Source organism: Streptomyces sp. NPDC050528 (genome assembly GCF_044457795.1).
In the GTDB taxonomy this organism is placed as follows: Bacteria; Actinomycetota; Actinomycetes; order Streptomycetales; family Streptomycetaceae; genus Streptomyces.
Window position 1 is genome coordinate 297,846 of sequence record NZ_JBITHH010000001.1, and the last position, 17,566, is coordinate 315,411.

At 70.3% G+C, this 17,566-nt stretch carries 16 protein-coding genes; 5 read left to right on the forward strand and 11 right to left on the reverse strand.

Going from position 1 to position 17,566, the window contains the following annotated elements; translation table 11 throughout:
• Window positions 1–184: 184 nt before the first annotated feature.
• A complete protein-coding gene (locus ACIBK4_RS01445) occupies window positions 185–385 on the reverse strand; it encodes a hypothetical protein (protein ID WP_019068749.1) in 201 nt (66 codons plus the stop codon).
• Between the two features lie 392 nt (window positions 386–777).
• On the reverse strand, window positions 778–1,059 hold the full coding sequence (locus ACIBK4_RS01450) for an acylphosphatase (RefSeq protein ID WP_398991045.1): 282 nt from the start codon (window positions 1,057–1,059) through the stop codon (window positions 778–780).
• Window positions 1,060–1,214: 155 nt separating this feature from the next.
• Here ACIBK4_RS01450 and ACIBK4_RS01455 point away from each other — a divergent pair, with 155 nt between their 5' ends.
• Window positions 1,215–2,486 carry a CAP domain-containing protein gene (locus ACIBK4_RS01455; RefSeq protein ID WP_398991047.1) on the forward strand — a complete coding sequence of 424 codons (1,272 nt, stop codon included), beginning with the start codon at window positions 1,215–1,217 and terminating at the stop codon, window positions 2,484–2,486.
• Between the two features lie 104 nt (window positions 2,487–2,590).
• Window positions 2,591–2,992, forward strand: a complete 402-nt coding sequence (locus tag ACIBK4_RS01460) for a winged helix-turn-helix transcriptional regulator (RefSeq protein WP_398991050.1) — start codon at window positions 2,591–2,593, stop codon at window positions 2,990–2,992.
• A 15-nt stretch (window positions 2,993–3,007) separates the two neighbouring features.
• Here the strand turns inward: ACIBK4_RS01460 and mutM are convergent, their stop codons facing one another.
• From mutM to recG, 8 genes are all read right to left on the reverse strand, one after another.
• Entirely contained in the window at window positions 3,008–3,862 is an 855-nt protein-coding gene (mutM, locus tag ACIBK4_RS01465; protein ID WP_398991051.1) for a bifunctional DNA-formamidopyrimidine glycosylase/DNA-(apurinic or apyrimidinic site) lyase, read from the reverse strand.
• A 79-nt stretch (window positions 3,863–3,941) separates the two neighbouring features.
• Window positions 3,942–4,784, reverse strand: a complete 843-nt coding sequence (rnc, locus tag ACIBK4_RS01470) for a ribonuclease III (protein ID WP_398991053.1) — start codon at window positions 4,782–4,784, stop codon at window positions 3,942–3,944.
• 19 nt (window positions 4,785–4,803) lie between these two features.
• Window positions 4,804–4,977, reverse strand: a complete 174-nt coding sequence (rpmF, locus tag ACIBK4_RS01475) for a 50S ribosomal protein L32 (protein WP_015657589.1) — start codon at window positions 4,975–4,977, stop codon at window positions 4,804–4,806.
• A 2-nt stretch (window positions 4,978–4,979) separates the two neighbouring features.
• Window positions 4,980–5,633: a DUF177 domain-containing protein gene (locus tag ACIBK4_RS01480; protein ID WP_266776768.1), complete on the reverse strand. Its 654-nt coding sequence runs from the start codon at window positions 5,631–5,633 to the stop codon at window positions 4,980–4,982.
• Between the two features lie 133 nt (window positions 5,634–5,766).
• Window positions 5,767–6,843, reverse strand: coding sequence for an ATP synthase F0 subunit B (locus tag ACIBK4_RS01485; protein WP_398991056.1), 1,077 nt, complete (start codon window positions 6,841–6,843; stop codon window positions 5,767–5,769).
• 99 nt (window positions 6,844–6,942) lie between these two features.
• Window positions 6,943–7,452, reverse strand: a complete 510-nt coding sequence (gene coaD, locus ACIBK4_RS01490) for a pantetheine-phosphate adenylyltransferase (RefSeq protein WP_398991058.1) — start codon at window positions 7,450–7,452, stop codon at window positions 6,943–6,945.
• Entirely contained in the window at window positions 7,449–8,036 is a 588-nt protein-coding gene (gene rsmD, locus ACIBK4_RS01495; RefSeq protein WP_398991060.1) for a 16S rRNA (guanine(966)-N(2))-methyltransferase RsmD, read from the reverse strand. The genes coaD and rsmD overlap by 4 nt, the downstream gene beginning before the upstream one ends.
• A gap of 106 nt (window positions 8,037–8,142) precedes the next feature.
• Window positions 8,143–10,356: an ATP-dependent DNA helicase RecG gene (gene recG, locus ACIBK4_RS01500; RefSeq protein WP_398991062.1), complete on the reverse strand. Its 2,214-nt coding sequence runs from the start codon at window positions 10,354–10,356 to the stop codon at window positions 8,143–8,145.
• 168 nt (window positions 10,357–10,524) lie between these two features.
• On the opposite strand from recG, the gene ACIBK4_RS01505 reads away from it, so the two are divergent.
• Both ACIBK4_RS01505 and ACIBK4_RS01510 read left to right on the forward strand, forming a co-directional pair.
• Window positions 10,525–12,351, forward strand: coding sequence for an HSP90 family protein (locus ACIBK4_RS01505; RefSeq protein WP_398991064.1), 1,827 nt, complete (start codon window positions 10,525–10,527; stop codon window positions 12,349–12,351).
• Window positions 12,351–15,302: a tetratricopeptide repeat protein gene (locus ACIBK4_RS01510; protein ID WP_398991066.1), complete on the forward strand. Its 2,952-nt coding sequence runs from the start codon at window positions 12,351–12,353 to the stop codon at window positions 15,300–15,302. Before ACIBK4_RS01505 ends, ACIBK4_RS01510 begins: the two co-directional genes overlap by 1 nt.
• A gap of 26 nt (window positions 15,303–15,328) precedes the next feature.
• On the opposite strand, the gene ACIBK4_RS01515 is transcribed toward ACIBK4_RS01510, so the two are convergent.
• Window positions 15,329–17,017, reverse strand: coding sequence for a DAK2 domain-containing protein (locus ACIBK4_RS01515; protein ID WP_398992898.1), 1,689 nt, complete (start codon window positions 17,015–17,017; stop codon window positions 15,329–15,331).
• 260 nt (window positions 17,018–17,277) lie between these two features.
• Between ACIBK4_RS01515 and rpmB the strand changes: the two genes are divergently transcribed.
• Window positions 17,278–17,463, forward strand: coding sequence for a 50S ribosomal protein L28 (rpmB, locus tag ACIBK4_RS01520; protein ID WP_003973430.1), 186 nt, complete (start codon window positions 17,278–17,280; stop codon window positions 17,461–17,463).
• The last annotated feature ends 103 nt before the right edge of the window (window positions 17,464–17,566 follow it).

Sequence of the window (17,566 nt, forward strand, 5' to 3'; positions counted from 1 at the left end):
CCATGAACGTCCGGTTCCCCGCGGTTTCGCCCTTGAACGTGCAGGGCACACCAAACGTTAAAGAGGGTGGAGGCATGCGGGGGAAAGAAAGAAGGGACGCCGAAGCGTCCCTTGCAAACTCTGACAATTTAGCGGTTGATGCAGGCCGCCCAACCACTGCTTGTCATGTGATGCGTCGCAGTGATCAGGTGAGCGCGGGCTCCGCCTGGCGTGCGTCGAGCTCGAGAAGCGAATCGTGAGTTGCGGCAGCCGTCAGCGCGTCGTTCTCTTCCTGGATCCGAACGAGCTCGGATTCCAGGTCCTGGACGCGCTGCTGGAGCCGTCGCATCTCGGCGAGGAGTCGCGGGTCGGAGCCGCCGACGTAACCGAGAAGCGCCTTTGCCATGATGGATGGTCCTCCACACTGAGTGACCGACCGAAGCGGTGTGGGTCGTGAGGGAATCGCACCCGCGGTGCTTGACAATCCTGGGTGTTGCTCTGCTGTTCTTCCATGCCAAACAGCTAAGGTGCGCGGGGCTTTCAGAGTCTCACCAAAAAGTTTGACGGTCAACACGATCACACCCCGTATTGGCGGCAACCCGGGGGCACGCGACCCTGACCGGGCGGCGTTGCGACTCCTGCGGGGCCTTTCCAAGTGTGGCGATCATCCTTAGGTGCGGAGCCTGCCAGAGCGAGCCGTTCTTGGCAACCACCAGGTCATTTCTGCTGTGGGCAGCTGCCGGTGGCATGTCCCTCCGCTTCCGCCAGGGCAGCTTTACACCGTTTCGCAGTTTGTGCTCAGCGGATCGCGAAGCCGTCGTAGCCGCCGCGAGGTGTGTCCCAGATCTCGGTGACGCCGTCCACGCGCCCGGGCGTGTCGTGACCCTGGAGCCAGTCGAGGAGTCCTTGGCAGCCCTCGCGCGATCCCTCTGCGACCACTTGGACGCGCCCGTCGCCCAAATTGAGAGCAAAACCACTCAGGCCGCCGATCTCCAGGGCTTTGGCACGGGTAAACCACCGAAAACCCACACCTTGCACACGCCCTCGCACCCAGGCGACCATCCGCACATCCTCGCTCATGGCTGCAACCTAACCGGCCAATGTCTCTCGGGACACTTGCTCCCCTCCCGGCATGCGGTACCGTCCGCCCCAATGAATCTCATATGAAACTCACTCGATCGAGTGAGCTGGGTCACCGCACGGACGAGTTGACCGCAAGGACGAAAGGCAAGGACATGGGACGCCACCGACGCTCCGCCGCCGGCCGCGCCGCCACGAGCCGCGCCACGGGGGTCACAGAGACGCACGGCTCATACACGAGCGGCTACGACCCGCACGACTCGTACGACTGGAACGACCGCTTCGACCGGAACGACCGCTCCGACTGGAACCCGGCGGACGGCTCCACGATCGGGATGGCTCCTTATCTCCACCCGGAGGGTCCCGCCGAGTTCTACCCGCACCACCAGCCCCACACGAACCACCAGGGCCCTTCCGACCACCGGGTCCACGCGAACGGGAACGCCGTCCCGCCGAAGAGCGAAGCCCGTCTGAAGGCCGAGTCCCGCCTCAAGGCCGACTCCCGCCGGAAGAGCGAGGCCTACCTCTTCGCCACCGAGGAGGACTACGCCGTGGTCTTCCCCGAGGCGGCGGGCGCCGCGGCCTCCCGGGGCGACGGCTCACGCCCGGGCCGCGGTCGCCGTCGTAAGCGCAAGAGCGTGACGCCGGTCAAGACGGGTCTGCTCGGTGTCTCCGCCGCGGTGGCCATCGGCACCGTGGCGGTCGCCGCGGGTGCGATGCCGGGGCTGGACAACTACAAGCTCGGCGGTGGCGGCGGCTCCGACAAGGTGCAGGCGGCCGGTTCGCCGTCCAACTCGGCGACCGAGCAGGGCGGCACCTCCGGCAACGCGGAGTCCCGCGACGACGGTTCGTCCACGAGCCGTGACGCGAACCGCGCGGCCTCCCCGTCGGCGGCTCCGACCAAGTCCGCCACCGCGCCCGCCACCAAGGCCCCGACGAAGAAGCCGGCGGCCACCCCGACCGAGGAGCCGACGACCAAGGCCCCCTCGGCGAAGCCCACCACTCCGGCGCCCACGCAGTCCGCCGCCGCGCCGGTGACGGTCTCCGCGGAGGCCGCCGCCGAGGCCGAGGTGCTCAAGCTCGTCAACGAACAGCGCGTGCTCGTCGGCTGCAGCCCGGTGGCGGCCAACAGCTCACTCACCGAACTGGCCGAGAACTTCAGCACGCAGATGGCCGACGAGGACTTCTTCGACCACACCGACCCCAGCGGGGCCACCCCGTGGGACCGGGCGGAGAAGCTCGGCATCACCAACCTCGGCGGCGAGAACATCGCCCGCGGCCAGGCCGACGCGGCCGCGGTCATGGACGCCTGGATGAACAGCCCCGGCCACAAGGCCAACATCCTGAACTGCGACTTCAAGACCCTGGGCGTCGGTGTGCACCTCGGCGCCGGCGGCCCCTGGTGGACGCAGGACTTCGGGTACTAGTCCCGGTCCGACGCCGTAGGACACCACAGGTACACCGACAGGGAGCGCTAACCAACGGTTAGTGCTCCCTTTTGGTTAGCGCTGTGTTCGCGTACCCTGGCGGCATGGACACGACCCAGGAGCGTACGGAGGAGCAGAACTTCCCGTACAACGTCTTCGCGAAGGCCTGCCCCTCCCGAGGCACCCTGGAGCACGTCACGGGCCGCTGGGGCGGACTCACCCTGTGCGCGCTGCACGACGGCTCGCTGCGCTTCAACGAGCTGCGGCGCCGCGTCGACGGCGTCAGCGAGAAGATGCTCTCGCAGACCCTGCACGCCCTGGAGCGCGACGGCCTGGTCCACCGCGAGGCCCAGCCGACCAACCCACCGCGCGTGGACTACGAGTTGACCCCGCTCGGCCGCGGCATCGCCGAGCGCCTGGCGGAGCTCGTCGACTTCATGGAGTCCCGCATGGACGACGTCCTCGCCGCCCGCACGCGCTACGACGAGACGCGCGGCGCCGTCTAGACCCGCGGGGGTCCGTCAACTCCGCGGCGCCCGCTGGCACTTGGGGCAGAAGTAGCTGGACCGGTTCATCCACGCCCGCCGGTTCATCGCCGTACCGCAGCGCCGGCACGGCAGACCCTCGCGGCCGTACGCGTCGAGCGAGCGGTCGAAGTAGCCCGACTCCCCGTTCACGTTGACGTACAGGCTGTCGAAACTGGTGCCGCCCACGTCGAGGGCCGCGTTCATCACATCCCGTGCGTGGCCCAGGAGTTCGGCGGTGCGCGGGCGGGTGAAGGTCGCGGTCGGGCGTTCGTAGTGGACGCGGGCCCGCCAAAGGGCCTCGTCCGCATAGATGTTGCCGACTCCGCTGATCAACGACTGGTCGAGCAGGGCCCGTTTGATGGTCGTGCGCTTGCGGCGCAGGGACTGGTGGAACAACTCGTCGTCGAACAAGGGGTCCAGGGGGTCACGCGCGATGTGCGCGATGACGTCCGGCAGCCCGTCCGGGGTGGTGTCGTGCAACGACAGCCCGCCGAAGGTGCGTTGGTCGACGAACCGGAGTTCGGTACCGAGAGCGTCGGCGAAGCGGACCCGGATGCGCAGGTGCTTCTCATCGGGGAACTCGTGCTGCTGGACCAGGAGTTGACCACTCATCCCGAGGTGCGCGAGCACCGCCTGGTGGGTGTCCTCCAGCGGCAGCCACAGGTACTTGCCGCGCCGGCTCGGGGTGCCGATCCGATGCCCCTTGAGCCGGTGCGCGAAGTCGTCGGCGCCGGCGACATGGCGTCGTACCGCACGCGGATGCAGTACCTCGGCGTCGACGACGGTGCGCTGGGCGACCCAGCGCTCCAGACCGCGTCGGACGACCTCGACCTCGGGCAACTCGGGCATGGCATCCCCTGTGACGACGGGTGAATGACCCGAGCGCCCGCCCCTCGGTGGGGACGGGCGCTCGGGTCGCGCTGTTCGGTCAGGCGGACGCCGACGACGTGTCGGCGCTTCCCTCGGCAGGCTGCTCGGCGGCCTCGTCGGCGACCTCGGCGGGCTGCTCGGCCGCCTCCTTCGCCTTCTTGGCGCGCTCGTCCGCGTCGGCCCGGATGGACCGCCAGGCGGACTCGGCGGCCTGCTGCTCCGCCTCCTTCTTGCTGCGGCCGGTGCCGGTGCCGTACGAGACGCCTCCGACGCGGGCGGCAGCAGTGAAGGTCTTCTCGTGATCGGGGCCGGTCTCCGTGACCAGGTACTCGGGGACACCGAGCCCCTCGGTCGCGGTGAGCTCCTGGAGACTGGTCTTCCAGTCCAGGCCGGCACCGAGGTTCGAGGACTTCTCGATGAGCGGGTCGAACAGGCGGTGCACCAGTTCGGAGGCCGCGTCGAGGCCCTGGTCGAGATAGACCGCGCCGATCACCGCTTCCAGGGTGTCGGCGAGGATGGACGCCTTGTCCCGGCCTCCCGTGCCCTCTTCACCGCGGCCGAGCCGGATGAAGGAGCCGAGTTCCAGACCGCGACCGACCTCCGCCAGCGCACGAGAATTGACCACCGCGGCCCGCAGCTTGGCCAGTTGGCCCTCGGGCAGGTCGGGGTGGGTGGTGTACAGCGTGTCCGTGACGACGAGACCGAGCACGGAGTCCCCGAGGAACTCCAGCCGCTCGTTCGTCGGCAGACCGCCGTTCTCGTACGCGTACGAACGGTGGGTCAGCGCACGCACCAGAAGGGCGGACTCGAGGTGATACCCGAGCCGCCCTTCCAACAGCGTGGGGGACGAGGCCGTGTCCGCCTGGTTCTTGGCGATTGAGTCCGCCTTGACGTCAGACATGGAGCCTCTCACCAGCCGCTCAGACCTCGAGGACCTGGCGCTTGTTGTACGTGCCGCAAGACGGGCACGCGATGTGCTGCTGCTTGGGCTCGTGGCAGCGCTCGCACGCAACCAGAGGGGTGACCGCAGCCTTCCACTGCGACCGGCGGTGGCGCGTGTTGCTGCGCGACATCTTCCGCTTCGGAACAGCCACGGCTACTTCTCCTGCTTCTCGTTGGCGCGCGCCGGTCGGGGCGCTTCGCCACTGATCTCGTCCTTCTCGCCGTCTTCGAGTGAACCGGCGAGTCCCTGCAGTGCCGCCCAACGGATGTCGACGGCGTCATGGTGGTGGTCCGGGTCGTCCGTGAGCCGTACTCCGCACTCGGAGCACAGGCCCAGACAGTCGTCCTGGCACACCGGCTGCATCGGCAGTGCGAGCACCACCGCATCGCGCAGCACGGGTTCGAGGTCGAACAAGCCGTCCTCGATGAAGAGCCTGTCCTCGTCTTCCTCGGCGTCGTCGACCGGTTCCGCCTTTACGCGGCCACGGTCGTCGGCGTCAGGGTACGAGAACATCTCCTGGAAGTCCGCTTCGAGCGACAGCTCGACCGGCTCCAGACACCTTACGCACTCCCCCTTCGCCAGTGCACGGGCGGTGCCTGTGACAAGCACCCCTTCCATGACCGACTCAAGGCGGAGGTCGAGCTCAACCGGGGCGCCTTCCGGCACTCCGATGACTCCCTGGATCCCGAGATCCTTGGGAGCGTCGATCGAACGGTTCAGGCGCTGCAGCGCACCAGGACGCCGACCCAGCTCGTGAGTGTCGAACACGAGAGGGTTGCGGTGGTCGAGGCGGGCGTTCAGAGCCATCCCTGTCTTTCGGTCTGCTGAGCTCATGGGGCGCTGCCCTTCGGTGCTTCCGGGCAGCGGTGATCGCGGACGTACACGCGACCGAAGAACCAGGGTACTGGACCTTTCGCTCTCGGCCCAATCCGGTGGTTCCTTACAGGCCCCGGCCCTGCTCGTACGCCCGCAGCTGCTCCGCGCTGATCATGCCGGTGTCGAAGAGACTCGTCTCGTCGAGCGCGTAGCCCTGCTGACCCTGGTTCTGCTGGGGGTCGACCTGAGCCTGCTGCATCTGGTTCGGGTCGTACACGGGCTGCTGGCCGGTGTCGTAGCCCTGGTAGGCATAAGGGTCGGCCTGCTGGTACCCGTAGGGGTCCTGCTGCTGGACGTAGCCCTGCTGCTGGTAGCCGTACGGGTCCTGCTGCTGGGCGGTCTGCTGGTAGTCGTAGGCCGCCTGCGGGGCGTAGTCCTGCTGCTCGGGCTGGAGCGGGGTGGCCGAGACCGGGGTGTCCGTGACGGTCGCGAGGTCGGCGAGGTAGTCGGCGTCGCTGGTGTGCTGGACCTGGTTGCCGTCGTCGTCGAGGGAGAGCGCCCCGAGATCGTCGCTGGCGATCCGCCCGTGCAGCTTCTGCCGGCCCTTCCCTACGGCTTCCAGGGTCTTGGCGAGAACCGCCTCGAAGGCGCCGAGCTTGACGTCCACGTACGCGTCGGCGTCGCGGCGCAGGGTCTCCGGGTCGTGGCTGCGCTCGGGGGCGTCCTCGTCCTCGTAGCCCTGGTCGTCGATGCCGGGACCGGTGCCGAGCAGCTTCTCGCGGCCGCGCCCCACCGACCCGAGGGTCTTGGTGAGGACGACCTCGAAGTTGGCGAGCTTGGAGTCGACGTAGTCGTCGGCCTCCGCGCGGACCTCCTCGGCCTCCTGGCGGGCCTCGGCGAGGATGCGGTCCGCCTCGTTCTGCGAGCGGCGGGCGACCTCGGTGTCGGAGATCAGCGAGCCGCGCTCGGCGTGCGCGGTCTGGATGATCCGCTCGGCCTCCTGGCGGGCCTGCTCGACCATCTCGTGCCGGCCGCCGATCAGCTCCTGCGCCTCCGCCAGCGAGTCCGGCAGGGCCGCGCGCACCTCTTCGAGCAGCGTGAGCAGCTCGGCGCGGTTGACCACGCACGAGGCCGACATGGGCATGGACCGGGCGCTGGAGACCGAGGCGACGATCTCGTCGAGCTTCTTCTGCACGTCCACCGTGTGCTCGCCACTCTCTACCGACGTGTTGGAGACGGACGGGTCGACTGTACGACCACTCCCGCCCCGCCCGACACCGGGTGACGCACAGTCAGTCCGTCAGCTCTTGCCGAGCCGCTCGGTGAGCGCTTCGAGGACCACGCCCGGCACCAGGTGGGAGATGTCGCCGCCCCACTGCGCGACCTCTTTGACCAGCGAGGACGACAGGAAGCTGTAGGTGGGGCTGGTGGGGATGAACAGGGTTTCGACGCCCGACAGTCCGTTGTTCATCTGGGCCATCTGGAGTTCGTAGTCGAAGTCGCTGACCGCGCGCAGGCCCTTGACGATGGCCGGGATGTCGCGCTGCTTGCAGAAGTCGACGAGCAGGCCGTGGTACGCCTCGACCTGGATGTTGCCGAACTCGGCGGTCACCTCGCGGATCAGCTCGATCCGCTCGTCGACGGTGAACATGCCCTTCTTCGACTGGTTGATCATCACCACGACGTGCACGACGTCGTACAGCCGGGAGGCACGGGCGATGATGTCGAGGTGTCCATTGGTGATGGGGTCGAACGACCCCGGACATACGGCGCGGCGCAACTGAGTTCCCTCGCTCTCCGGTCCGGTCATCGTGCGTCTTCGCACGTAGAGGCGGCGCGACCGTACCAAAAGGTCCCCTCGCCGTAGCGACGGGCCCGGATCGCGTCGAATCCGTCCGGCCACCCGAATTCGCCGCCTCTGGTGCTGCGCTCCACGGTGACGAGAGCGTCCGGCGCGAGCCAGCCCCCCGACCGGAGTGTGAGGAGAATCTCCCGAAGATCGTGATCTGCGACAACGTACGGCGGGTCGAGAAAGACGATGTCGTACGGCTCACTGGGCGCCGGCGTCTGGACGACCTGTTCGGCTTTGCCCGCCCTGACCTCGGCGCCGGGGAGGCCGACGTTCTTGACGTTCTCCCGGATGACACGGGCGGCTTTGGCGTCGGCCTCCACGAGGAGGGTGTGGCTCGCACCCCGGGACAGCGCCTCCAGGCCTACGGCGCCCGAGCCCGCGTACAGGTCCAGGACGCGCTCACCGTTCAGGGGGGCGCCGAGGAGGGACTGCCAGGTGGAGAAGAGGCCCTCGCGTGCGCGGTCGGAGGTCGGGCGGGTGCCGGTGCCGGGCGGCACGGCGAGTCGACGTCCACCGGCTTCGCCGGCGATCACGCGGGTCATGTTGGGTCCTTGCTTGTGGGCGTCTTCAGGTATCAGTGTGGCTGGTCGCGCGCACGCGGCGGTAGCCGCATATTCAATACAGCCCCGCGCCCCTGGGTGGGTGCCCCTAGCCCTTTTCCAAGTACTGCTCTCTCTCCTCGTCCAACAGCGCGTCCAGCGCCGTTCGCAGGCCCGGCAGACGCTCCAGCTCGGGGTCAGCCTCCACCACCTTCGTCGCCTCCTCCCTCGCCTCCGCGATGACCTCCTCGTCCTCGATGACGGACAGGACCCGCAGGGACGTACGGGCACCGGACTGCGCTTGCCCCAACACATCGCCCTCGCGCCGCTGTTCGAGGTCGATGCGGGAGAGTTCGAAGCCGTCGAGGGTGGAGGCGACGGCGTTGAGGCGTTGGCGGGCGGGGCTGGCCTCGGGCATTTCGGAGACCAGGAGACAGAGGCCGGCAGCCGAGCCACGGCCCACGCGACCCCGAAGCTGGTGGAGCTGGGAGACGCCGAAACGATCGGCATCCATGATCACCATGGCCGTGGCGTTGGGCACGTTGACGCCGACCTCGATGACCGTCGTGGCGACCAGGACGTCCGTGTCCCCGGCGGCGAACCGGCGCATCACGGCGTCCTTGTCGTCGGGGTGCATACGGCCGTGCAGCACCTCGATCTTCAGCCCCTGGAGGGGGCCCTTGGCGAGCTGGGCGGCGATGTCGAGGACGGCGAGCGGCGGGCGCTTCTCGGCTTCGTCCTCCGGGGATTTCTTCTTGCCCTTACCGGCCTTCTTGGGGTCGTCGTCCTCGTCCCCGATGCGGGGGCAGACGACGTACGCCTGATGGCCGTTGGAGACCTCCTCGCGGACGCGCTCCCAGGCGCGGGCGAGGAAGTGGGGTTTGTCGGCGGCGGGGACCACGTGGCTGGCGATCGGGGAGCGGCCTGCCGGGAGTTGGTCAAGGACCGAGGTCTCCAGGTCGCCGAAGACCGTCATGGCGACCGTGCGCGGGATGGGGGTCGCGGTCATGACGAGGAGGTGCGGGGGCTGCTTGCCCTTGCCGCGCAGGGCGTCGCGCTGTTCGACGCCGAAGCGGTGCTGTTCGTCGACCACGACCAGGCCCAGGTCGTGGAACTGGACCTTGTCCTCGATCAACGCGTGCGTGCCGATCACGATCCCGGCCTCGCCGGTGACGAGGTCGAGGAGGGCCTGCCGCCGCCCGGCCGTCCCCATGGACCCGGTGAGCAACGTGACCTTGGTCGCCCGCTCGGCCCCGCCCAGCATCCCGCCCTCGGCCAACTCCCCCATCATCTCGGTGATCGACCGGTGATGCTGCTGAGCGAGCACTTCGGTGGGCGCGAGCATGGCTGCCTGGCCGCCTGCGTCGACCACGGCGAGCATGGCTCGGAGGGCCACCATTGTCTTTCCGCTACCCACTTCCCCTTGCAGCAGCCGGTGCATCGGATGCTCCGTAGCCAGGTCGTCGAAGATCTCCCTGGAGACCTTCACCTGCCCCTCCGTGAGCGTGAACGGAAGCCGGTCGTCGAAGACGGCGAGGAGGCCGTCCGGAGATGGTTTGCGGGCCACCGCCGGGAGTTGGGCGTCCGCGTGGCGGCGGCGGGCCAGGGCCACCTGGAGGACGAAGGCCTCGTCCCACTTGAGGCGGTCGCGGGCGGCGGCGATGTCCGCCTTGGTGTGGGGGCGGTGGATCTTGAGGAGGGCTTCCGGGAGGGAGACCAGGCCGCGGCCCTCGCGGAGGGAGTCCGGGAGGGGGTCCACGGCTTCCTGGGCGCTGGGGAGTGCCGTCTGGAGGGCCTTGCCGATCTTCCAGGACTCCAGTTTGGCGGTGGCGGGGTAGATGGGGATCAGGGTGCCCGCCCAGGTCTCGACCGTCTCCTCGGCGTCGCCCTTCAGCAACTCGTATGCCGGATGGGCGAGTTGAAGGCGGCGGTTGAAGACGGAGACCTTGCCGGCGAACATCGCGCGGGTGCCCGGCAGGAGTTCCTTGTGGGGTTTGTGAACTCCCGAGCCGAAGAAGACGAGTTGGAGCCGGCCGCTGCCGTCCGTGATCGTGACTTCGAGACGCTGGCCCTTGCCCCGGGGGGCCTTGCTCGACGCGAAGGAGTGCAGGCGGGCGTCGGCGACCTGGGCGACCACGGTGACGTGCTCGTCCATCGGCAGCTCGGCGAGGTGCGTGAGCTGGCCCCGCTCCTCGTATCTGCGCGGGTAGTGGTGCAGGAGGTCGCCTACTGTGTGCAGGCCGAGATGCTCGGCCATCACCTTCGCGGTGGCGGGGCCGAGCACCTTTTTCAGTGGTTCTTCCAGTGCGGGCACGAGATCCATTGCACACCACGCCACTGACAATGCCGTATACGTCTTGCGAAACCCCTGGTCAGGTGGGTCGTTCGAGGCCTAGGATGGCGCGCTCCGGCCATCCCCCGCGGTCACCGCCTCACAGGGACCGCCCGACCCTCGCGCCGATCGCACTTCCCCCACCTCGGCGCTGCGACGATGGACTCCCAGACCTCACAGTCATCCCAGGCATCCCAGTCACCTCACACGTTCCAGGTCGACCTGCGCGGTCTGGTGGACCTGCTCTCCCATCACCTCTACTCCAGCCCCAAGGTCTATCTGCGCGAGCTGCTGCAGAACGCCGTGGACGCGATCACCGCCCGCCGGTCCGAGCAGCCCGACTCCCCTGCCCTGGTGCGGCTGTTCGCCGACGGGCGCACCCTGCGCGTCGAGGACTCCGGCGTCGGGCTCACCGAGGCGGACGTGCACAACCTCCTTGCCACCATCGGCCGTAGCTCCAAGCGCGCCGACGGGCTCCAGGAGGTCCGGTCCGACTTCCTCGGGCAGTTCGGCATCGGGCTGCTCGCCTGTTTCGTGGTCGCCGAGCGGATCCGGGTCGTCAGCCGCAGCGCCCGTACGCCGGACGCGCCGCCCGTGGAGTGGACGGCGACCGACGACGGCTCGTACACCGTGCGGACCCTGCCCGACAGCGAACGCCCCGAACCGGGCACCACCGTGCACCTGGTGGCCCGCGCGGGCGCCGGCGAGTGGCTCACCAAGGAGCGGGTCCTCGCGCTGGCCCGGGACTTCGGGGCGCTGCTGCCGTACGACGTCCGCGTGGACGGCGAGGCGGTCACCGATCTGCCCGCGCCCTGGGACCGGCCGTACCCGAGTCCCAGTACCCGGAGGGTGGCGCTGGCGCGGCACTGTCACGAGCTGTTCGGGTTCACGCCGTTGGACTCGATCGACCTCGCCGTGCCGCTCGCGGGGATCCGCGGGGTGGCCTACGTCCTTCCCGGTGCCGTCAGTCCGGCGCAGCGGGCGAGTCACCGGGTGCATCTCAAGGGCATGCTGCTCACCGAGCGGGCCGAACAGCTGCTGCCCGACTGGGCGTTCTTCGTGCGCTGTGTGCTGGACACGGACAGTCTGCGGCCCACCGCCTCGCGCGAGTCCCTCTACGAGGACGAGACGCTGGCGGCCGTACGGGAGGCGCTCGGGGAGCGGATCCGGGGCTGGTTGACCGGGCTCGCGGCGGGTGATCCGGAGCGGCTCGCCGCGCTCCTGTCGGTGCACCACCTGGGGGTGAAGTCCCTGGCGCGGCACGACAAGGAGATGCTGCGCACGATGCTGCCGTGGCTCCCGTTCGAGACGACCGACGGACGGGTGTCCCTGGAGGAGTTCGCGCAGCGCCACCCGGTGGTGCACTTCACGCGGACCGTCGAGGAGTACCGGCAGGTCGCCCCGATCGCGTCCGCGCAGGGCATCGGGGTGATCAACGGCGGTTACACCTACGACGGCGAACTGGTCGAGGCGCTGCCGTCGGTGCGCCCGGGGACCGTGGTCGCCGAGCTGGACCCGGACACCGTGACCGCGCATCTGGACTCGGTGGACCCGGCCGAGGAGCTGGCCCTGGCGGACTTCCTGGTCGCCGCGCGGGCCAAACTGGACCCCCTGGGGTGTGATGTCGTCCTGCGGGCGTTCCATCCGCTGTCGGTGCCCGCGCTGCACCTGGACGACCGCTCCGCCCGGCACGAGCAGGCCCGCGCGGAGGCCGAGGAGCAGGCCGACGACCTGTGGGCGGGCATCCTGGGCTCGCTGCGGGGCAGCGCTCCCCGCGCGCGTCTCGTGCTCAACCATCTCAACCCGCTGATCCGGCGCATCAGTTCGCTGGGGGACCGGGACCTGATCGGGACGGCGACCGAGTCGCTCTACGGGCAGGCACTCCTGATGGCGCAGCGACCACTGCGCCCCGCCGATTCGGCTCTGCTGAACCGGGCGTTCATCGGCCTCCTGGAGTGGGCCACACACGGGGAGGGCGACCACTGATGACGGGGATCACGGACTTCGACGCGCTGCGCCGGGCGATGGCGGAGAACTCCGAGGAGCCGGAGGGACCGGCCCGCAACGCGCGCGCGGAGCAACTGCTCGTCGAAGCCGAGAAGTTGGACATCCCGCTCGCCGTCGTCGAGGCGCTCGGACACCAGCTGAAGGTCTACAACTACAGCTCCGAGAAGGACAAGATGTTCGTCCCCTTCGCGCGCCTGCTGCGCATGTGGGACGAACGGCCCGAGGACTTCGACGAGTACGAGGTCCACTCGCTGCACTGGGTCTTCAAGTGGATGTCGTCGGGGATGCTCGGCCAGCCGCACATCCCGCTCGCGTCGATCGAGAAGTGGCTCGGCGAGATGGAGCACCGCTACCGGCTGGCCGGACACTCCGAACGAGCCGTCCGCAGCGCGGAGTTCAGCGTCGCCTCGCACATCGGCGACCTCGCGCGGGCCGAGCGGGCGTACGCCGCGTGGCTGACCGCCGACCGGGACACCATGGCCGACTGCCACGCGTGCGAACTGCACACCCAGGGCGAGTGGCAGGTGCAGCAGGAGCGCTACGCCGAGGCGCTCGACCTGTGGGAGCCGGTCCTGGGGGGCGAGTTCACGTGCGCCCACGAGCCGCACACCGTCCTCGCGTCCTCCCTGACCCCGCTGCTGCGCCTGGGCCGCGCCGACGAGGCGCGCGCCCATCACCTGCGCGGTTTCCGTCTCGTACGGCCCATGGAGAGCATGCGGGGCGCCTACGCGGACCACGTGGAGTTCTGCGCCCTGAGCGGCAACGAGGCACGGGGACTTGAGCTGCTCGCGGAGCGTCCGGCGTACTTCACGGACTCCGGGAACCCGCTCAGCGGGCTGGACTTCCTGTCCGTGGTGACCCTGCTGATGGACCGGCTGACCGAGCTGGGCCTCGGCGACCAGGAGGTGCCCGGGCCGGCCGGCCGTGCCTGGACGGCACGCGAACTCGCCGTCCACGCGCGCGCGGAGAGCCTCGCGCTGGCCGCCCGCTTCGACGCACGCAACGGCACGCCCCACATCGGCGACCGGGTACGCGCGCGCATGGACCAGCGGCCCCTGGTGGAACGGCTCCCCCTGGGAGTGCGTTCGGCGGGCCGGCCGGCCGCGGCACCGGTGCCGACCGCGGCGCCCGAGGTCATCCCGGAGAAGGACCTCACCGCGCTCCTCGCAGAGGCGCGGCACCTGTCGGACACCCTCCAACCGCACGCCGTGGAGGCCTGGTTGGCGGTGTCCCGGGCCTCCGAGGGCGTCGAGCTGTCCGCCCGCGACCGCGCCGAGATCGCCGACCACCAGGCGATGGACCAGGGCCCCGAGGGCATCGACCTCTTCGAGCACGCGGCCGAGCTGTTCGCCGAGGCGGGCGACCCCGGGGAGGCGTGGGCGGCACGCGCGCGTGGAGCGTACGTACGCGCGCTCACGGGCGAGATCGACGAGGCTCTCGTGGCGATCGCCGAGCCGTACGACGGGGTGCTCGCCCTGTACTCGGAGGACGGCACCGGCGTACGGCAGACGGCGGCCGTGCTGATGAGCCGGGCGCGCATCCTGATGCGCAGGGTCCACGGGGAGTCCCCCGAGGACTCCCCCAGCCCCGCGGCCCTGACCGCCGCCGAAGCCGCCGTACGGGAGGTGCTGGCTCTGGTCGAGGGGCAGCCCCTTCCGGGTGACGTGGCCGATGTGCGGCTGGCCGCGCGGGGTGCCGAGGGCCAGGCGATGCTGGCCGAACTCGCGGTGCGGGCCGAGGACGTGGAGACGGCCGTGCGGCTGTTCTCGAAGGCGTCGACGGCGTTCGTGGTCGCGGGGCTGCCGTGGTTCGCGGTGGAGTACGAGGCACGGCTGGCCGGGCTCGCCCATCACCTCGGCGATGTCACGGAGGCGGAGCGGGCGCTTCGGGCGGCCCTGGAGCACGGCGGACCGTACCTGGAGGCCCCTGGACGGGCTCAGCTGCATCTCCAGCTCGCCGAGGTGCTCGGGGGCCGGGGACGGTCCGAGGAGGCCGCTGAGCACGCCCTGGAGGCCGCGCACTGGTCCGACGAGGCCGGCGAGGGACCGACGCTGGGCGCCTGGGCACGGCACCAGCTCGGCGGGTTCCTGCTGCGCCAGGGCCGCTGGGCCGAGGCCGCCGAGGTGCTGGAGTCGGCGCTGCCCGACCTGAGCGTCGAGACGCACGGCGACGGCGCGATCGTCCAGACGCAGTGGTGGCTCGGTGACTGTCTCAGCGAGCTGGGCGAGCACCGGGCCGCCGCCGAACGGCGGTTGCAGGCGGCCGAGATCGCCCGGACCTGGCCCGAGCAGAACGACCACGCGACCCTCGCCCACCTCGCCGCCGAGTCGCTGGGCCACGCGGAACTGCCCGCCGAGGCGGACCGGGCGTACGAGCGCGCGGGCGACCTGTGGCGCTCCCTGGGCAACGTGCACGGGCTCGTCCGCTCGCTGCGCGCCCGCGCGTGGCTGGCGTTGCGCGCGGACCTGGAGGACCGGGGCCTGGACCGGGCGCGGGAGTTGATGGCAGGCGCGATCGAGGAGTGCGAGGCCGCGCTGCTCGTGACGGACGACAAGGAGGCGCGGCAGCGGCTCACCGGTGAACTCGGCCACACGCACCGGCAGTTCGGCGAACTGCTGGCCCGTTCCGTCGCCGAGGAGGCCGAGGACACCGCGATCCAGGCCGCGTTCGAGGACGCCCTGACCCAGACCGCGGAGTCGGTCACCGTCTTCGCCGCCCTCGGGGAGGGCGCGGTGCACACCCGCACCGGCGCAGAACTCGCTGCGGGCTGGCTGGAGGCCGACCTCAGCCGCCCGGCCGACGCGGCGGCACGCGCGCGTGGCGTGCTGAAGGCCTACGAAGGTGCCGACGACGGCGACGAGACGGTACGGGCCCGTCGCGCCGAGGCGGAGCAGCTGCTCCAGCTGATGGAGGAACAGACGGAGAAGTAGGGGGAGTTGGGGTGGGGCCGGGAGCCCTACTCCACGCCGATGAGCAGCAGGGCACCCTGCCGGCCGCCTCGGTACACCACGGTGTCGACGGCGAGGTACGACTCACGGACGTGCGTCTCCAGGATGTTGGCGACGCTCACGGGTGCCTCGTCGCCGAGGACGAGCGTGACGAGCTCACCGCCGGCCGCGAGCATGCGGTCCAGGACGGCCCGGGCGGTGGCCGTGACGTCGGCGCCGATCACGGCCACATCGCCGTCGACGAGTCCCAGGACGTCCCCGGCCTGGCAGATGCCGGCCATGGTCCAGGACTGGCGTTCGGCGACGGCGACCTCGGCGTACCGGGTCGCGCCCGCCGCCGAGGTCATGGAGACGACGTCCTCGTCGAAGCGCCGCTCCGGCTCGTGCACGGCGAGCGCGGCGATGCCCTGCACGGCGGAGCGCGTCGGGATCAGCGCGACCCGGATGCCCTCGGCCCGGGCCTGCTCGGCGGCAGCGGCGGCGGTGTGCCGCAGGTCGGCGTCATTGGGCAGCAGCACGACCTCACGCGCGTGTGCCCGCCGTACGGCCGCGACCAACTCCCCGCTGGCGGGCGGCTCCCCGGGGCGCGCGAGCACGGTGGTCGCGCCGGCCTCGCCGTAGAGCCCGGCGAGCCCCTCCCCCGGCACCACGGCTACGACGGCCCGCTGCGCACGCTCCCTGGGCGGCCGTTCGGCACCGGTGGTGTGGACGTCACCGAGCCCGAAGTGCGTGATCCGGATCCGGTACGGCCGTCCCGCCTCGACGCCCGCTTCGACGGCGGCGCCGGCGTCGTCCACGTGCACATGGACGTTCCACAGACCGTCGCCGCCGACCACGACGAGCGAGTCACCGAGGGCGTCCAGCCGCTCCCGCAACCGCGTCACGGCGGAGTCGTCGGCCTCCAGGAGGTAGATCACCTCGAAGGCGGGGCCACCCTCCTGAACAGCTTCCGGACCGTCACCGCACAGGGTGACATCGGCGACATCAGGAGAGCCGGAAGCCAAAACGGCCTCCACGCGTGCGTGCGCCCCGAAAACCGGCACCTCCCCCGTGAACGTCTCCACCAGCGCGGCCAGCACCGCCACCAGCCCCCGCCCGCCCGCGTCGACGACTCCCGCACGCTCCAGGACGGCCAGCTGCCCCGGGGTCGCGGCCAGCGCCGCGCGCGCTCCCTCGTAGGCGGCCCGTGCGACGGTCCCGCAGTCGCCCTCGGTGTCGTCGGCCGCGTTCGCCGCGGCCGAGGCGACGGAGAGGACCGTGCCCTCGACGGGGTGGGCCACCGCGTGCCGGGCGGAGTCGGCGGCGCGGCGCAGCGCGAGCCGTAGGCCCTCGCCGTCCGTGTGAGCCGTCTCACCGTCGGCGGCGAGGACCTGGGCCATGCCCCGGAGCAGCTGGGCGAGGATCGTCCCGGAGTTGCCGCGCGCGCCTATGAGCGCCCCGTGGGCCATCGCGCGGACGGCGTCCGCCAGCGGCGGTTTCCGCTCGCTCAGGGTGCCGTGTCCGTCGAACACCGCCTCGACCGCGGCGACGGCGGACTCCATGGTCAGGTACAGGTTGGTGCCGGTGTCCCCGTCGGCCACCGGGTACACGTTGATCGCGTCGATCTCCTCGCGCGCACGCCCCAGCGACCGCAGCGCGAGCCCGCACCAGGTGCGCACCGCGAGAGCATCGAAGAATGTCTGCGGCACCTGCGGCACCTGCGCCTCCTTGAGCTGCTGGACTGGCAACGCAGCGTAGACCTTGGGACGGCCCGGGCCCGAGGAGGGCCGGAGCGGGCCCCCGACCAGGCATGGTAGTTTCGTTGTACTGGCGCGGTCGTTGTATGCTGCTCCGGTTGCCCGATCCCGATCGGGCCATCCCCCCTGGCAGTGCCACTTCCAGATCCTACGATCTCGATCCCGGCATGCCGGGATCATCCGTAAGTGCATCTGTGCATCTGAAGTCTTTGGAGTGACCCGTGGCTGCCAACTGCGACGTCTGCGGCAAGGGGCCGGGCTTCGGCAACAACATCTCGCACTCGCACCGCCGTACGTCCCGTCGCTGGAACCCGAACATCCAGCGCGTCCGTACCGTGGTCAGTGGGACGCCGAAGCGCGTGAACGCTTGCACCTCGTGCATCAAGGCCGGCAAGGTCTCGCGCTGACGCACTGCTGAGCGCGCGGCCACTGCTGGTTCGCTGCATCGAGCCGGTCCACCTAGTGTGGGCCGGCTTTTTGCCGTGCCCGCTCAGAAGAAGCGCACGTCGC

Coding starts and splice junctions, on each gene's coding strand:
- ACIBK4_RS01445 (WP_019068749.1), bottom strand. CDS start 385: ATGGCAAAGGCGCTTCTCGGTTACGTCGGCGGCTCCGACCCGCGACTC.
- ACIBK4_RS01450 (WP_398991045.1), bottom strand. CDS start 1,059: ATGAGCGAGGATGTGCGGATGGTCGCCTGGGTGCGAGGGCGTGTGCAA.
- ACIBK4_RS01455 (WP_398991047.1), top strand. CDS start 1,215: ATGGGACGCCACCGACGCTCCGCCGCCGGCCGCGCCGCCACGAGCCGC.
- ACIBK4_RS01460 (WP_398991050.1), top strand. CDS start 2,591: ATGGACACGACCCAGGAGCGTACGGAGGAGCAGAACTTCCCGTACAAC.
- mutM (WP_398991051.1), bottom strand. CDS start 3,862: ATGCCCGAGTTGCCCGAGGTCGAGGTCGTCCGACGCGGTCTGGAGCGC.
- rnc (WP_398991053.1), bottom strand. CDS start 4,784: ATGTCTGACGTCAAGGCGGACTCAATCGCCAAGAACCAGGCGGACACG.
- ACIBK4_RS01480 (WP_266776768.1), bottom strand. CDS start 5,633: ATGGCTCTGAACGCCCGCCTCGACCACCGCAACCCTCTCGTGTTCGAC.
- coaD (WP_398991058.1), bottom strand. CDS start 7,452: ATGACCGGACCGGAGAGCGAGGGAACTCAGTTGCGCCGCGCCGTATGT.
- rsmD (WP_398991060.1), bottom strand. CDS start 8,036: ATGACCCGCGTGATCGCCGGCGAAGCCGGTGGACGTCGACTCGCCGTG.
- recG (WP_398991062.1), bottom strand. CDS start 10,356: ATGGATCTCGTGCCCGCACTGGAAGAACCACTGAAAAAGGTGCTCGGC.
- ACIBK4_RS01505 (WP_398991064.1), top strand. CDS start 10,525: ATGGACTCCCAGACCTCACAGTCATCCCAGGCATCCCAGTCACCTCAC.
- ACIBK4_RS01510 (WP_398991066.1), top strand. CDS start 12,351: ATGACGGGGATCACGGACTTCGACGCGCTGCGCCGGGCGATGGCGGAG.